We start from the raw sequence: 14104 nt of genomic DNA, 5'->3' as shown, positions 1-14104 counted from the left end.
ACCCTGATCCACCCGATCGCGATGGACGACGGTCTGCGTTTCGCAATCCGTGAAGGCGGCCGTACTGTTGGTGCGGGCGTTGTTGCTAAAGTTCTGAGCTAATTACTCGTTAATTAGTTTTGAATTGAAAAGGGCGCTTAGGCGCCCTTTTTGCTGCCTGATATTTGACACCTGTAATATTTATTCGCATTTTTCGCAAGCCGCTTCGGCATACAAACAGTATTGTGCTATTGTAATCATAACTATTCTCATTTACACTTTGCGCATAAATTGAACGGGAGCGATCATGTACGTTTGTTTGTGTAATGCGATAAGTGATAAAAAAATTCGTCAGGCTGTTCGCCAGTTTCATCCGCAATCTTTTCAACAATTACGAAAATTTATTCCTGTTGGAAATCAATGTGGTAAATGCATTCGCGCTGCGCGTGAAGTGATGCAAGATGAATTAACACAAATGCCAGAATTTAAAGAGATCGCCTAGGTCACACTCTTTTTTTTGACATCCCTGTAGCCCCATCTACGCTCTAAGAGTGGAAGCGGAGGGACTATAAAATGAAAGGTGATGTTAAAATCATAAGTTATCTCAATAAACTATTGGGAAATGAGCTTGTCGCGATCAACCAGTATTTTCTTCATGCCCGAATGTTTAAAAACTGGGGGCTGACTCGGCTCAATGATGTTGAGTACCATGAATCTATTGATGAGATGAAACACGCCGATAAATACATCGAGCGTATTTTGTTTTTAGAAGGGCTCCCAAATTTACAGGACTTGGGTAAGTTGGGGATTGGTGAAGACGTTGAGGAGATGCTTCAGTCAGATCTTCGACTTGAGCTGGATGGCGCAAAAGATTTACGTGAAGCCATTGCCTATGCCGATAGCGTTCATGACTATGTCAGTCGGGATATGATGATAGAGATCCTCACCGACGAAGAAGGGCATATTGACTGGCTCGAAACGGAGCTGGATCTGATTGGAAGACTGGGATTGCAAAATTACCTGCAGTCGCAAATTAAAGTCAGTGACTAAAAGCCCCGTACCAGATTTACCCCGCCAATAATAAAACCCGCAGCCGCCAGATAGGGTCCAAAAGGCAGCGGGTTTTTTAGTCCTTTTTTTCCGTGTCTTACATATTCAGCTCCCATCATGCAGCACGCTAAACAAGCCGCAAGGAAGACCAATAGCGGTAAGGATTCCCACCGATGCCAGGCACCCAATGCGGCGAGGAATTTTACATCACCATAGCCTAATCCCTCATACCGCCGCACCAGGCGATAGCTCCAGTAGATCAGCGAAAATGCGCTATAGCCTGCTATGGCTCCCCAAAGTGCGTCGGATAACAGTGCCGGTTTACAGCACTGGTAGTAAATAAGACCGCACCAGAGCAGAGGGCAGGTCAACTTGTCGGGTAATAACCCGGTACGTAAATCCTGGGCCCAAAGTAGCCCGCATAATGAAATGTAGAAAAACAGAAAGGGGAGGTCGGCGTACATGCGCGAATCCTTTGTGGAAATAGATGCCACCTTCAAGAAATCGTGTTGACCATACAAGGCTTGATTGCTCATTCTGTTGGCTTCCTTCCGGAGAAATTACGATGAACCAAAACCTCTGCATTCAGAGCGGAATCGGGCTCGCATTACTGGTTGAGTGATTAATATCTACACGGCACTTGCGTAAGGCTGAGATTTACGTATAATGCGCGGGCTTGTCTAATATTGACAGCGGTTCGATATGAGCCACCGGTACTGCGAAAGCGATACCAGACAATGTTCCCAATCGGGGAACTCTGTAAGAACGGTTACACTCTCCCATCAATCGTAATGGGTTTGAGGAGTAACTATTTCGTCTATAAAATAATTGGAGCTCTGGTCTCATGCAGAACCAAAGAATCCGTATCCGTTTGAAAGCGTTTGATCATCGTCTGATCGATCAATCAACCGCGGAAATCGTCGAGACTGCCAAGCGCACTGGTGCGCAGGTTCGTGGTCCGATCCCGCTGCCGACCCGCAAAGAGCGCTTTACCGTTCTGATCTCTCCGCACGTTAACAAAGACGCGCGTGATCAGTACGAAATTCGCACTCACAAGCGTCTGGTTGACATCGTTGAGCCAACTGAAAAAACCGTTGATGCTCTGATGCGTCTGGACCTGGCTGCCGGTGTAGACGTGCAGATCAGCCTGGGTTAATCAGGTCATCGAGCGATTGAGAGGTTGATACAATGATTGGTTTAGTCGGTAAAAAAGTGGGTATGACCCGCATCTTCACTGAAGATGGCGTATCTATCCCAGTAACCGTTATCGAAGTTGAAGCAAACCGCGTTACTCAGATCAAAGATCTGGCTAACGATGGCTATCGCGCTGTTCAGGTTACCACTGGTGCTAAAAAAGCTAACCGTGTAACCAAGCCGGAAGCTGGTCACTTTGCTAAAGCTGGCGTAGAAGCTGGCCGCGGCCTGTGGGAGTTCCGTCTGGCAGATGGTGAAGAATACACCGTTGGTCAGAACATTAGCGTTGAACTGTTTGCTGACGTTAAAAAAGTTGACGTAACCGGTACCTCTAAAGGTAAAGGTTTCGCTGGTACCGTTAAGCGCTGGAACTTCCGTACCCAGGACGCGACTCACGGTAACTCCTTGTCTCACCGCGTTCCGGGTTCTATCGGTCAGAACCAGACTCCGGGCAAAGTGTTCAAAGGCAAGAAAATGGCAGGTCAGATGGGTAACGAGCGTGTCACCGTTCAGAGCCTTGACGTAGTACGCGTTGACGCTGAGCGCAACCTGCTGCTGGTTAAAGGTGGTGTTCCGGGTGCGACCGGTTGCGACCTGATCGTTAAACCAGCTGTGAAGGCGTAAGGGGATAGCAATGGAATTAGTATTGAAAGACGCGCAGAGCGCGCTGACTGTTTCCGAAACTACCTTCGGTCGTGATTTCAACGAAGCGCTGGTTCACCAGGTTGTTGTTGCTTATGCAGCTGGTGCTCGTCAGGGTACTCGTGCTCAGAAGACTCGTGCTGAAGTAACTGGTTCAGGCAAAAAGCCGTGGCGCCAGAAAGGTACCGGCCGTGCGCGTTCAGGTTCTATCAAGAGCCCGATCTGGCGTTCCGGTGGCGTAACCTTCGCTGCTCGCCCGCAGGACCACAGTCAAAAAGTTAACAAAAAGATGTACCGCGGCGCGCTGAAAAGCATTCTGTCCGAACTGGTACGTCAGGATCGTCTGATCGTTGTCGAATCATTCTCTGTAGAAGCGCCTAAAACTAAGCTGCTGGCACAGAAACTGAAAGACATGGCTCTGGAAGATGTGCTGATCATCACCGGTGAGCTGGACGAAAACCTGTTCCTGGCTGCGCGCAACCTGCACAAGGTTGACGTACGCGATGCAACTGGTATCGACCCGGTTAGCCTGATCGCCTTCGACAAAGTCGTAATGACTGCTGATGCTGTTAAGCAAGTTGAGGAGATGCTGGCATGATTCGTGAAGAACGTTTGCTGAAGGTGCTGCGCGCACCGCACGTTTCTGAAAAAGCGTCTGCTGCGATGGAAAAAACCAATACCATCGTTCTCAAAGTTGCTAAAGACGCGACCAAAGCAGAAATCAAAGCTGCTGTGCAGAAACTGTTTGAAGTCGAAGTCGAAGTCGTTAACACCCTGGTTGTTAAAGGGAAAGTTAAACGTCACGGACAGCGTATCGGTCGTCGTAGCGACTGGAAAAAAGCTTACGTCACCCTGAAGGAAGGCCAGAATCTGGACTTCGTCGGCGGCGCTGAGTAAGTCGGAGGAGTAATACAATGGCAGTTGTTAAATGTAAACCGACATCTCCGGGTCGTCGCCACGTTGTTAAAGTGGTCAACCCAGAGCTGCACAAGGGCAAACCTTTTGCTCCGCTGGTTGAAAAAAACAGCAAATCCGGTGGTCGTAACAACAATGGCCGTATCACCACTCGTCACATCGGTGGTGGTCACAAGCAGGCTTATCGTATCGTTGACTTCAAACGCAACAAAGACGGTATCCCGGCAATTGTTGAACGTCTTGAGTACGATCCGAACCGTTCCGCGAACATCGCGCTGGTTCTGTACAAAGACGGCGAACGTCGTTACATCCTGGCCCCTAAAGGCCTGAAAGCTGGCGACCAGGTTCAATCTGGCGTTGATGCTGCAATCAAAGCAGGTAACACCCTGCCGATGCGCAATATCCCGGTTGGTTCTACCGTTCATAACGTAGAAATGAAACCAGGTAAAGGCGGTCAGCTGGCACGTTCCGCTGGTACTTACGTTCAGATCGTTGCTCGTGATGGTGCTTATGTCACCCTGCGTCTGCGTTCTGGTGAAATGCGTAAAGTCGAAGCAGACTGCCGTGCAACTCTGGGCGAAGTTGGCAATGCTGAGCATATGCTGCGCGTTCTGGGTAAAGCAGGTGCTGCACGCTGGCGTGGTGTTCGTCCTACCGTTCGCGGTACTGCGATGAACCCAGTCGATCACCCACATGGTGGTGGTGAAGGTCGTAACTTTGGTAAGCACCCGGTAACTCCGTGGGGCGTTCAGACCAAAGGTAAGAAGACCCGCAGCAACAAGCGTACTGATAAATTCATCGTACGTCGCCGTAGCAAATAATTTTAGAGGATAAGCCATGCCACGTTCTCTCAAGAAAGGTCCTTTTATTGACCTGCACTTGCTGAAGAAGGTAGAGAAAGCGGTGGAAAGCGGAGACAAGAAGCCCCTGCGCACTTGGTCCCGTCGTTCAACGATCTTTCCTAACATGATCGGTTTGACCATCGCTGTCCATAATGGTCGTCAGCACGTTCCGGTATTTGTTTCCGACGAAATGGTCGGTCACAAACTGGGTGAATTCGCACCGACTCGTACTTATCGCGGCCATGCTGCTGATAAAAAAGCGAAGAAGAAATAAGGTAGGAGGAAGAGATGGAAACTTTAGCTCAACATCGCCATGCTCGTTCTTCTGCTCAGAAGGTTCGCCTTGTTGCAGACCTGATTCGCGGTAAGAAAGTGTCGCAGGCTCTGGATATTCTGACCTACACCAATAAGAAAGCGGCTGTACTGGTTAAGAAAGTCCTGGAATCTGCCATTGCTAACGCTGAACACAACGATGGCGCTGACATTGACGATCTGAAAGTTACGAAAATTTTCGTAGACGAAGGCCCTAGCATGAAGCGCATTATGCCGCGTGCAAAAGGTCGTGCAGATCGCATCCTGAAGCGCACCAGCCACATTACTGTGGTTGTGTCCGATCGCTGAGACTCTGGAGACTAGCAATGGGTCAGAAAGTACATCCTAATGGTATTCGCCTGGGTATTGTAAAACCATGGAATTCAACCTGGTTTGCGAACACCAAAGAATTCGCTGACAACCTGGACAGCGATTTTAAAGTACGTCAGTACCTGACTAAGGAACTGGCTAAAGCGTCTGTATCTCGTATCGTTATCGAGCGTCCGGCTAAGAGCATCCGTGTGACCATTCACACCGCTCGCCCGGGTATCGTTATCGGTAAGAAAGGCGAAGACGTAGAAAAACTGCGCAAAGTCGTAGCTGATATTGCTGGCGTTCCTGCCCAGATCAATATCGCCGAAGTGCGTAAGCCTGAACTGGACGCAAAATTGGTTGCTGACAGCATCACTTCACAGCTGGAACGTCGTGTTATGTTCCGTCGTGCTATGAAGCGTGCTGTACAGAACGCAATGCGTCTGGGCGCTAAAGGTATTAAAGTTGAAGTTAGCGGCCGTCTGGGCGGCGCGGAAATCGCACGTACCGAATGGTACCGCGAAGGTCGCGTACCGCTGCACACTCTGCGTGCTGACATCGACTACAACACCTCTGAAGCGCACACCACTTACGGTGTAATCGGCGTTAAGGTATGGATCTTCAAAGGCGAGATCCTGGGTGGTATGGCTGCTGTTGAACAACCGGAACCGGCTGCTCAACCTAAAAAGCAGCAGCGTAAAGGCCGTAAATAAGGAGCGTCGCTGATGTTACAACCAAAGCGTACAAAATTCCGTAAAATGCACAAAGGCCGTAACCGCGGTCTGGCGCAGGGTACGGATGTTAGCTTCGGCAGCTTCGGTCTGAAAGCTGTTGGCCGTGGTCGTCTGACTGCCCGTCAGATCGAAGCAGCACGTCGTGCTATGACCCGTGCAGTTAAGCGTCAAGGTAAGATCTGGATCCGTGTATTCCCGGACAAACCGATCACTGAAAAGCCGCTGGCAGTGCGTATGGGTAAAGGTAAAGGTAACGTGGAGTATTGGGTTGCCTTGATTCAGCCGGGTAAAGTCCTGTATGAAATGGACGGTGTACCGGAAGAGCTGGCCCGTGAAGCATTCAAGCTGGCAGCAGCGAAACTGCCGATTAAAACCACCTTTGTAACTAAGACGGTGATGTAATGAAAGCAAAAGAGCTGCGTGAGAAGAGTGTTGAAGAGCTGAACACCGAGCTGCTGAATCTGCTGCGTGAGCAGTTCAACCTGCGTATGCAGGCTGCAAGTGGCCAGCTGCAACAGTCTCACCTGTTGAAGCAAGTGCGTCGTGATGTCGCACGCGTTAAGACTTTACTGACTGAGAAGGCGGGTGCGTAATGACCGATAAAATCCGTACTCTGCAAGGTCGCGTTGTTAGCGACAAAATGGAGAAATCCATTGTTGTTGCTATCGAACGTTTTGTGAAACACCCGATCTACGGTAAATTCATCAAGCGTACGACCAAACTGCACGTACATGACGAGAACAACGAATGCGGTACTGGTGACGTGGTTGAAATCCGCGAATGCCGTCCGCTGTCCAAGACTAAGTCCTGGACGCTGGTTCGCGTTGTAGAGAAAGCTATTCTGTAATAGAGTATGCATTCTCAACGAATAAACGGCTCAGCGATGAGCCGTTTATTTTTTCTACCCATATCGTTGAAGCGGTGTTATAATGCCGCGCCCCCGATATGGGGCTTTTTAACGACCTGATTTTCGGGTCTCAGTAGTAGTTGACATTAGCGGAGCACTAAAATGATCCAAGAACAGACTATGCTGAACGTCGCCGACAACTCCGGTGCACGTCGCGTAATGTGTATCAAGGTTCTGGGTGGCTCGCACCGTCGCTACGCAGGCGTAGGCGACATCATCAAGATCACCATCAAGGAAGCAATTCCGCGTGGTAAGGTCAAAAAAGGTGATGTGCTGAAGGCGGTAGTGGTGCGCACCAAGAAGGGTGTTCGTCGCCCGGACGGTTCTGTCATTCGCTTCGATGGTAATGCATGCGTTATTTTAAACAATAACAGTGAGCAACCTATCGGTACGCGTATTTTTGGGCCGGTAACTCGTGAACTTCGTAACGAGAAGTTCATGAAAATTATCTCTCTGGCACCAGAAGTACTCTAAGGAGCGAATCATGGCAGCGAAGATCCGTCGTGATGACGAAGTTATCGTGTTAACCGGTAAAGATAAAGGTAAACGCGGTAAAGTAAAAAATGTCCTGTCTTCCGGCAAGGTCATTGTTGAAGGTATCAACCTGGTTAAGAAACATCAGAAGCCGGTTCCGGCCCTGAACCAACCAGGCGGCATTGTAGAGAAAGAAGCAGCTATTCAGATCTCTAACCTTGCTATCTTCAACGCGGCAACCGGCAAGGCTGACCGTGTAGGCTTTAGATTCGAAGACGGCAAAAAAGTCCGTTTCTTCAAGTCTAACAGCGAAACTATCAAGTAATTTGGAGTAGTACGATGGCGAAACTGCATGATTACTACAAAGACGAAGTAGTCGCTAAACTCATGACTGAGTTTAACTACAATTCTGTCATGCAAGTCCCTCGGGTCGAGAAGATCACCCTGAACATGGGTGTTGGTGAAGCGATCGCTGACAAGAAACTGCTGGATAACGCAGCAGCTGATCTGACAGCAATCTCCGGTCAAAAGCCGTTGATCACCAAAGCACGCAAATCTGTTGCAGGCTTCAAAATCCGTCAGGGCTATCCGATCGGCTGTAAAGTAACTCTGCGTGGCGAACGCATGTGGGAGTTCTTTGAGCGCCTGATCACTATTGCTGTTCCACGTATCCGTGACTTCCGTGGCTTGTCCGCTAAGTCTTTCGACGGTCGTGGTAACTACAGCATGGGTGTCCGTGAGCAGATCATCTTCCCAGAAATCGACTACGATAAAGTCGACCGCGTGCGTGGTTTGGATATTACCATTACCACTACTGCGAAATCTGATGAAGAAGGCCGTGCTCTGCTGGCTGCCTTTGACTTCCCGTTCCGCAAGTAAGGTAGGGTTACTGAATGGCTAAGCAATCAATGAAAGCACGCGAAGTAAAGCGCGTAGCTTTAGCTGATAAGTACTTCGCAAAACGCGCTGAACTGAAGGCTATTATCTCTGATGTGAACGCGACCGACGAAGATCGTTGGAACGCAGTTCTGAAGCTGCAGTCTCTGCCGCGTGATTCCAGCCCGTCTCGTCAGCGTAACCGCTGCCGTCAAACAGGTCGTCCGCATGGCTATGTGGGCAAGTTCGGGTTGAGCCGTATTAAGCTTCGTGAAGCCGCTATGCGCGGTGAAGTACCGGGCTTGAAAAAGGCTAGCTGGTAATTACCAATTGAATCACGGGAGTAAAGACAGATGAGCATGCAAGATCCGATCGCGGATATGCTGACCCGTATCCGTAACGGTCAGGCCGCGAATAAAGCTGCGGTCACCATGCCTTCCTCCAAGCTGAAAGTGGCAATTGCCAACGTGCTGAAGGAAGAAGGTTTTATTGAAGATTTTAAAGTTGAAGGCGACACCAAGCCGGAACTGGAACTTACTCTTAAGTATTTCCAGGGTAAAGCTGTTGTAGAAAGCATTCAGCGTGTCAGTCGCCCAGGTCTGCGCATTTATAAGCGTAAAGACGAGCTGCCAAAAGTTATGGCTGGCATGGGTATCGCAGTTGTTTCTACCTCTAAAGGTGTTATGACTGATCGTGCAGCGCGCCAAGCTGGTCTTGGTGGCGAAATTATCTGCTACGTAGCCTAATCGGAGGAAAAAATGTCTCGTGTTGCTAAAGCACCGGTCGTTATTCCTGCCGGCGTTGATGTAAAAATCAGCGGTCAGGTTATTACGATCAAAGGTAAGAACGGCGAGCTGACTCGTACTCTCAACGATGCTGTTGAAGTTAATCATGCAGATAATGCACTGACCTTCGGTCCGCGTGATGGTTACGTAGATGGTTGGGCTCAGGCTGGTACCGCGCGTGCCCTGCTGAACTCAATGGTTGTCGGTGTTACCGAAGGCTTCACTAAGAAGCTGCAGCTGGTTGGTGTAGGTTACCGCGCAGCGGTCAAAGGGAATGTAGTAAACCTGGCTTTAGGTTTCTCTCATCCCGTTGATCATGAGCTGCCGGCAGGTATTACTGCAGAATGTCCGACCCAGACTGAAATCGTGCTGAAAGGCGCTGATAAACAGCTGATCGGTCAGGTTGCAGCAGATCTGCGCGCCTACCGTCGTCCTGAGCCATATAAAGGCAAGGGTGTTCGTTACGCCGACGAAGTCGTGCGTACCAAAGAGGCTAAGAAGAAGTAAGGTAACACTATGGATAAGAAATCTGCTCGTATCCGTCGTGCGACCCGCGCACGCCGCAAGCTCCAGGAGCTGGGTGCAACTCGCCTGGTGGTACATCGTACCCCGCGTCATATTTACGCACAGGTAATTGCACCGAACGGTTCTGAAGTTCTGGTAGCTGCTTCTACTGTAGAAAAAGCTATCGCTGAACAATTGAAGTACACCGGTAACAAAGACGCTGCTGCAGCTGTAGGTAAAGCTGTTGCTGAACGCGCTCTGGAAAAAGGCATCAAAGATGTATCCTTTGACCGTTCCGGGTTCCAATATCATGGTCGTGTCCAGGCACTGGCAGATGCTGCCCGTGAAGCTGGCCTTCAGTTCTAAGGTAGAGGTGTAAGATGGCTCACATCGAAAAACAAGCTGGCGAACTGCAGGAAAAGCTGATCGCGGTTAACCGCGTATCTAAAACCGTTAAAGGTGGTCGTATTTTCTCCTTCACAGCTCTGACTGTAGTTGGCGATGGTAACGGTCGCGTTGGTTTTGGTTACGGTAAAGCGCGTGAAGTTCCAGCAGCGATCCAGAAAGCGATGGAAAAAGCCCGTCGCAATATGATTAACGTCGCGCTGAACCACGGCACCCTGCAGCACCCGGTTAAGGGTACTCACACGGGTTCTCGTGTCTTCATGCAGCCGGCTTCCGAAGGTACCGGTATCATCGCCGGTGGTGCAATGCGCGCCGTTCTGGAAGTCGCTGGAGTTCGTAACGTTCTGGCTAAAGCGTATGGTTCCACCAACCCGATTAACGTGGTTCGTGCAACTATCGATGGTTTGGAAAATATGAAATCTCCGGAAATGGTCGCTGCCAAGCGTGGTAAATCCGTTGAAGAAATTCTGGGGAAATAAACCATGGCAAAGACTATTAAAATTACTCAAACCCGCAGTGCAATCGGTCGTCTGCCGAAACACAAGGCAACGCTGCTTGGCCTGGGTCTGCGTCGTATTGGTCACACCGTAGAACGCGAGGATACTCCTGCTGTTCGTGGTATGGTCAACGCGGTTTCCTTCATGGTTAAAGTTGAGGAGTAAGAGATGCGTTTAAATACTCTGTCTCCGGCCGAAGGCTCTAAAAAAGCGGCTCGCCGCCTGGGTCGTGGTATCGGTTCTGGCCTCGGTAAAACCGGTGGTCGTGGTCACAAAGGTCAGAAGTCTCGTTCTGGCGGTGGCGTACGTCGCGGGTTCGAAGGTGGTCAGATGCCTCTGTACCGTCGTCTGCCGAAATTCGGCTTCACTTCACGTAAATCAGCGATCACAGCCGAAGTTCGTCTGTCTGACCTGGCTAAAGTTGAAGGCGGTGTTGTAGACCTGAATACGCTGAAAGCAGCAAACATTATCGGTATCCAGATCGAGTTCGCAAAAGTGATCCTGGCTGGTGAAGTCACTACTCCGGTAACTGTTCGTGGCCTGCGTGTTACTAAAGGCGCTCGTGCTGCTATCGAAGCTGCTGGCGGTAAAATCGAGGAATAAGTAGCAGATGGCTAAACAACCGGGATTAGATTTTCAAAGTGCCAAAGGTGGCTTAGGCGAGCTGAAACGCAGACTGCTGTTTGTTATCGGCGCGCTGATTGTGTTCCGTATTGGCTCTTTCATTCCGATCCCTGGTATTGATGCCGCTGTACTTGCCAAACTGCTTGAGCAACAGCGAGGCACCATCATTGAAATGTTCAACATGTTCTCTGGTGGTGCTCTCAGCCGTGCTTCTATCTTTGCTCTGGGGATCATGCCGTATATTTCGGCGTCGATCATTATCCAGCTGCTGACGGTGGTTCATCCAACGTTGGCGGAAATTAAGAAAGAAGGGGAGTCTGGTCGTCGTAAGATCAGCCAGTACACCCGCTACGGTACTCTGGTGCTGGCGATATTCCAGTCGATCGGTATTGCTACCGGTCTGCCGAATATGCCTGGTATGCAAGGCCTGGTGATGAATCCAGGTTTTGCATTCTATTTCACCGCTGTTGTAAGTCTGGTTACAGGGACAATGTTCCTGATGTGGTTGGGTGAACAGATTACTGAACGTGGTATCGGCAACGGTATCTCAATCATTATCTTCGCCGGTATCGTCGCGGGACTCCCGCCAGCCATTGCCCATACTATCGAGCAAGCGCGTCAAGGCGACCTGCACTTCCTCGTGTTGCTGTTGGTTGCAGTATTAGTATTTGCAGTGACGTTCTTTGTTGTATTTGTTGAACGTGGTCAACGCCGCATTGTGGTAAACTACGCGAAACGTCAGCAAGGTCGTCGTGTCTATGCTGCACAGAGCACACATTTACCGCTGAAAGTGAATATGGCCGGGGTTATCCCAGCAATCTTCGCTTCCAGTATTATTCTGTTCCCGGCGACCATCGCGTCATGGTTCGGGGGCGGTACTGGTTGGAACTGGCTGACAACAATTTCGCTGTATTTGCAGCCTGGGCAACCGCTTTATGTGTTACTCTATGCGTCTGCAATCATCTTCTTCTGTTTCTTTTACACGGCGTTGGTTTTCAACCCGCGTGAAACAGCAGATAACCTGAAGAAGTCCGGTGCATTTGTACCAGGAATTCGTCCGGGAGAGCAAACGGCGAAGTATATCGATAAAGTAATGACCCGCCTGACCTTGGTTGGTGCGCTTTACATTACCTTTATCTGCCTGATCCCGGAGTTCATGCGTGATGCAATGAAAGTACCGTTCTACTTCGGTGGAACCTCACTGCTTATCGTTGTTGTCGTGATTATGGACTTTATGGCTCAAGTGCAAACTCTGATGATGTCAAGTCAGTATGAGTCTGCATTGAAGAAGGCGAATCTGAAAGGCTACGGCCGTTAACAGTCGCCCGAGAAGTTACGGAGAGTAAAAATGAAAGTTCGTGCTTCCGTCAAGAAATTATGCCGTAACTGCAAAATCGTTAAGCGTGATGGTGTCATCCGTGTGATTTGCAGTGCCGAGCCAAAGCATAAACAGCGCCAAGGCTGATTTATTCGCATATTTTTCTTGCAAAGTTGGGTTGAGCTGGCTAGATTAGCCAGCCAATCTTTTGTATGTCTGTGCGTTTCCATTTGAGTATCCTGAAAACGGGCTTTTCAGCATGGTGCGTACATATTAAATAGTAGGAGTGCATAGTGGCCCGTATAGCAGGCATTAACATTCCTGATCAGAAACATGCTGTGATCGCATTAACTTCGATCTACGGCGTCGGCAAGACCCGTTCTAAGGCCATTCTGGCTGCAGCGGGTATCGCTGAAGATGTTAAGATCAGTGAGCTGTCTGAAGAACAAATCGACACGCTGCGTGACGAAGTTGCCAAATTTGTCGTTGAAGGTGATCTGCGCCGTGAAGTTAGCATGAGCATCAAGCGCCTTATGGACCTTGGTTGCTATCGCGGTTTGCGTCATCGTCGTGGTCTCCCGGTTCGCGGTCAGCGTACCAAGACCAACGCACGTACCCGTAAGGGTCCGCGCAAACCGATCAAGAAATAATCGGGGTGATTGAATAATGGCAAAGGCACCAATTCGTGCACGTAAACGTGTAAGAAAACAAGTCTCTGACGGCGTGGCTCATATCCATGCTTCTTTTAACAACACCATCGTTACCATTACTGATCGTCAGGGTAACGCGCTGGGTTGGGCAACAGCCGGTGGTTCCGGTTTCCGTGGTTCTCGCAAATCCACTCCGTTTGCAGCTCAGGTTGCAGCAGAGCGTTGCGCTGAAGCCGTAAAAGAATACGGTATCAAGAATCTGGAAGTTATGGTCAAAGGACCGGGTCCAGGTCGCGAATCTACTGTTCGTGCTCTGAACGCCGCTGGTTTCCGCATCACTAATATTACTGATGTGACTCCGATCCCTCATAACGGTTGTCGTCCGCCGAAAAAACGTCGCGTATAACGCCTCGTTTCTAGGATTGTTGGAGAAAGAAAATGGCAAGATATTTGGGTCCTAAGCTCAAGCTGAGCCGTCGTGAGGGCACTGACTTATTCCTTAAGTCTGGCGTTCGCGCGATCGATACCAAGTGTAAAATTGAACAAGCTCCTGGCCAGCACGGTGCGCGTAAACCGCGTCTGTCTGACTATGGTGTGCAGTTGCGTGAAAAGCAAAAAGTTCGCCGTATCTACGGTGTGCTGGAACGTCAGTTCCGTAACTACTACAAAGAAGCAGCACGTCTGAAAGGCAACACCGGTGAAAACCTGTTGGGTCTGCTGGAAGGTCGTCTGGACAACGTTGTATACCGTATGGGCTTCGGTGCCACTCGTGCAGAAGCACGTCAGCTGGTCAGCCATAAAGCAATTATGGTAAACGGTCGTGTTGTTAACATCGCTTCTTATCAGGTTAGTCCGAATGACGTTGTTAGCATTCGTGAGAAAGCGAAGAAGCAGTCTCGCGTGAAAGCCGCTCTGGAGCTGGCTGAGCAGCGTGAAAAGCCAACCTGGCTGGAAGTTGATGCTGGCAAGATGGAAGGTACGTTCAAGCGTAAGCCGGAGCGTTCTGATCTGTCTGCGGACATTAACGAACACCTGATCGTCGAGCTTTACTCCAAGTAAAGCTTAGTACCAAAGAGAGGACACA

General features: G+C 49.8%; 30 protein-coding genes. 29 read left to right on the top strand and 1 reads right to left on the bottom strand.

Annotated elements, in window-relative coordinates; genetic code table 11:
• From FDW98_RS17985 to bfr, 3 genes are all read left to right on the top strand, one after another.
• On the top strand, positions 1-102 hold a 102-nt coding region (locus FDW98_RS17985), incomplete at its 5' end, for a hypothetical protein (protein WP_072107067.1).
• Between the two features lie 184 nt (positions 103-286).
• Positions 287-481 (top strand): bacterioferritin-associated ferredoxin, encoded by a 195-nt coding sequence (gene bfd / locus FDW98_RS17980; RefSeq protein WP_003031111.1) that lies wholly within the window; start codon positions 287-289, stop codon positions 479-481.
• A gap of 71 nt (positions 482-552) precedes the next feature.
• Entirely contained in the window at positions 553-1029 is a 477-nt protein-coding gene (bfr, locus tag FDW98_RS17975; protein ID WP_096759317.1) for a bacterioferritin, read from the top strand.
• Here the strand turns inward: bfr and FDW98_RS17970 are convergent.
• On the bottom strand, positions 1026-1493 hold the full coding sequence (locus FDW98_RS17970; protein WP_096759507.1) for an A24 family peptidase: 468 nt from the start codon (positions 1491-1493) through the stop codon (positions 1026-1028). The two genes, bfr and FDW98_RS17970, sit on opposite strands and share 4 nt — an antisense overlap.
• Positions 1494-1873: 380 nt before the next feature.
• Here FDW98_RS17970 and rpsJ point away from each other — a divergent pair, with 380 nt between their 5' ends.
• The 26 genes from rpsJ (at position 1874) to rpsD (ending at position 14079) form a co-directional block, all read left to right on the top strand.
• A complete protein-coding gene (gene rpsJ / locus FDW98_RS17965) occupies positions 1874-2185 on the top strand; it encodes a 30S ribosomal protein S10 (RefSeq protein WP_001181005.1) in 312 nt (103 codons plus the stop codon).
• Between the two features lie 32 nt (positions 2186-2217).
• Positions 2218-2847: a 50S ribosomal protein L3 gene (gene rplC, locus FDW98_RS17960; RefSeq protein WP_096759318.1), complete on the top strand. Its 630-nt coding sequence runs from the start codon at positions 2218-2220 to the stop codon at positions 2845-2847.
• A 10-nt stretch (positions 2848-2857) separates the two neighbouring features.
• Positions 2858-3463 carry a 50S ribosomal protein L4 gene (gene rplD, locus FDW98_RS17955; RefSeq protein WP_003031119.1) on the top strand — a complete coding sequence of 202 codons (606 nt, stop codon included), beginning with the start codon at positions 2858-2860 and terminating at the stop codon, positions 3461-3463.
• On the top strand, positions 3460-3762 hold the full coding sequence (gene rplW / locus FDW98_RS17950) for a 50S ribosomal protein L23 (protein ID WP_004868363.1): 303 nt from the start codon (positions 3460-3462) through the stop codon (positions 3760-3762). The genes rplD and rplW overlap by 4 nt, the downstream gene beginning before the upstream one ends.
• Before the next feature lie 17 nt (positions 3763-3779).
• A complete protein-coding gene (gene rplB, locus FDW98_RS17945) occupies positions 3780-4601 on the top strand; it encodes a 50S ribosomal protein L2 (protein WP_038634702.1) in 822 nt (273 codons plus the stop codon).
• A 16-nt stretch (positions 4602-4617) separates the two neighbouring features.
• Complete coding sequence (gene rpsS, locus FDW98_RS17940) at positions 4618-4896, top strand: 30S ribosomal protein S19 (RefSeq protein WP_001138115.1); 279 nt, start codon at positions 4618-4620, stop codon at positions 4894-4896.
• 14 nt (positions 4897-4910) lie between these two features.
• Positions 4911-5243 (top strand): 50S ribosomal protein L22, encoded by a 333-nt coding sequence (gene rplV / locus FDW98_RS17935; protein WP_000448832.1) that lies wholly within the window; start codon positions 4911-4913, stop codon positions 5241-5243.
• A 17-nt stretch (positions 5244-5260) separates the two neighbouring features.
• Positions 5261-5959 carry a 30S ribosomal protein S3 gene (gene rpsC, locus FDW98_RS17930; protein ID WP_006817277.1) on the top strand — a complete coding sequence of 233 codons (699 nt, stop codon included), beginning with the start codon at positions 5261-5263 and terminating at the stop codon, positions 5957-5959.
• Between the two features lie 12 nt (positions 5960-5971).
• Positions 5972-6382 carry a 50S ribosomal protein L16 gene (rplP, locus tag FDW98_RS17925; RefSeq protein ID WP_000941212.1) on the top strand — a complete coding sequence of 137 codons (411 nt, stop codon included), beginning with the start codon at positions 5972-5974 and terminating at the stop codon, positions 6380-6382.
• The gene (rpmC, locus tag FDW98_RS17920) at positions 6382-6573 is read left to right on the top strand and encodes a 50S ribosomal protein L29 (protein WP_000644742.1); all 192 of its coding nucleotides are present in this window, start codon (positions 6382-6384) and stop codon (positions 6571-6573) included. Before rplP ends, rpmC begins: the two co-directional genes overlap by 1 nt.
• Entirely contained in the window at positions 6573-6827 is a 255-nt protein-coding gene (gene rpsQ / locus FDW98_RS17915; RefSeq protein ID WP_017460070.1) for a 30S ribosomal protein S17, read from the top strand. Before rpmC ends, rpsQ begins: the two co-directional genes overlap by 1 nt.
• 162 nt (positions 6828-6989) lie before the next feature.
• Positions 6990-7361 carry a 50S ribosomal protein L14 gene (gene rplN, locus FDW98_RS17910; protein ID WP_000613954.1) on the top strand — a complete coding sequence of 124 codons (372 nt, stop codon included), beginning with the start codon at positions 6990-6992 and terminating at the stop codon, positions 7359-7361.
• A gap of 10 nt (positions 7362-7371) precedes the next feature.
• Positions 7372-7686 (top strand): 50S ribosomal protein L24, encoded by a 315-nt coding sequence (gene rplX, locus FDW98_RS17905; RefSeq protein WP_003031122.1) that lies wholly within the window; start codon positions 7372-7374, stop codon positions 7684-7686.
• A gap of 14 nt (positions 7687-7700) precedes the next feature.
• A complete protein-coding gene (rplE, locus tag FDW98_RS17900; RefSeq protein ID WP_003031123.1) occupies positions 7701-8240 on the top strand; it encodes a 50S ribosomal protein L5 in 540 nt (179 codons plus the stop codon).
• A 14-nt stretch (positions 8241-8254) separates the two neighbouring features.
• The gene (gene rpsN / locus FDW98_RS17895; protein ID WP_003031125.1) at positions 8255-8560 is read left to right on the top strand and encodes a 30S ribosomal protein S14; all 306 of its coding nucleotides are present in this window, start codon (positions 8255-8257) and stop codon (positions 8558-8560) included.
• A gap of 30 nt (positions 8561-8590) precedes the next feature.
• A complete protein-coding gene (gene rpsH / locus FDW98_RS17890; RefSeq protein WP_003031127.1) occupies positions 8591-8983 on the top strand; it encodes a 30S ribosomal protein S8 in 393 nt (130 codons plus the stop codon).
• Positions 8984-8995: 12 nt separating this feature from the next.
• Complete coding sequence (rplF, locus tag FDW98_RS17885) at positions 8996-9529, top strand: 50S ribosomal protein L6 (RefSeq protein WP_096759319.1); 534 nt, start codon at positions 8996-8998, stop codon at positions 9527-9529.
• Between the two features lie 9 nt (positions 9530-9538).
• The gene (gene rplR / locus FDW98_RS17880; protein ID WP_000358960.1) at positions 9539-9892 is read left to right on the top strand and encodes a 50S ribosomal protein L18; all 354 of its coding nucleotides are present in this window, start codon (positions 9539-9541) and stop codon (positions 9890-9892) included.
• 14 nt (positions 9893-9906) lie between these two features.
• Positions 9907-10410, top strand: a complete 504-nt coding sequence (gene rpsE, locus FDW98_RS17875) for a 30S ribosomal protein S5 (protein WP_003031131.1) — start codon at positions 9907-9909, stop codon at positions 10408-10410.
• A 3-nt stretch (positions 10411-10413) separates the two neighbouring features.
• Positions 10414-10593, top strand: a complete 180-nt coding sequence (rpmD, locus tag FDW98_RS17870) for a 50S ribosomal protein L30 (protein ID WP_001140434.1) — start codon at positions 10414-10416, stop codon at positions 10591-10593.
• A 3-nt stretch (positions 10594-10596) separates the two neighbouring features.
• Positions 10597-11031, top strand: a complete 435-nt coding sequence (rplO, locus tag FDW98_RS17865) for a 50S ribosomal protein L15 (protein ID WP_096759320.1) — start codon at positions 10597-10599, stop codon at positions 11029-11031.
• A 7-nt stretch (positions 11032-11038) separates the two neighbouring features.
• Positions 11039-12370, top strand: coding sequence for a preprotein translocase subunit SecY (gene secY, locus FDW98_RS17860; protein ID WP_001118864.1), 1332 nt, complete (start codon positions 11039-11041; stop codon positions 12368-12370).
• 30 nt (positions 12371-12400) lie between these two features.
• Positions 12401-12517 carry a 50S ribosomal protein L36 gene (gene rpmJ / locus FDW98_RS17855; RefSeq protein WP_000868187.1) on the top strand — a complete coding sequence of 39 codons (117 nt, stop codon included), beginning with the start codon at positions 12401-12403 and terminating at the stop codon, positions 12515-12517.
• A 146-nt stretch (positions 12518-12663) separates the two neighbouring features.
• Complete coding sequence (gene rpsM, locus FDW98_RS17850) at positions 12664-13020, top strand: 30S ribosomal protein S13 (protein ID WP_003031135.1); 357 nt, start codon at positions 12664-12666, stop codon at positions 13018-13020.
• Positions 13021-13036: 16 nt separating this feature from the next.
• A complete protein-coding gene (gene rpsK / locus FDW98_RS17845) occupies positions 13037-13426 on the top strand; it encodes a 30S ribosomal protein S11 (RefSeq protein ID WP_003031137.1) in 390 nt (129 codons plus the stop codon).
• A gap of 32 nt (positions 13427-13458) precedes the next feature.
• Positions 13459-14079, top strand: a complete 621-nt coding sequence (gene rpsD, locus FDW98_RS17840; protein WP_003031138.1) for a 30S ribosomal protein S4 — start codon at positions 13459-13461, stop codon at positions 14077-14079.
• Positions 14080-14104: the final 25 nt, after the last annotated feature.

The sequence above is a fragment of the Citrobacter sp. wls711 genome, from assembly GCF_005281055.1.
In the GTDB taxonomy this organism is placed as follows: Bacteria; Pseudomonadota; Gammaproteobacteria; order Enterobacterales; family Enterobacteriaceae; genus Citrobacter; species Citrobacter gillenii.
The sequence above is the reverse complement of the archived record's forward strand: the minus strand, read 5'-3'. Positions and strand labels throughout refer to the sequence as shown.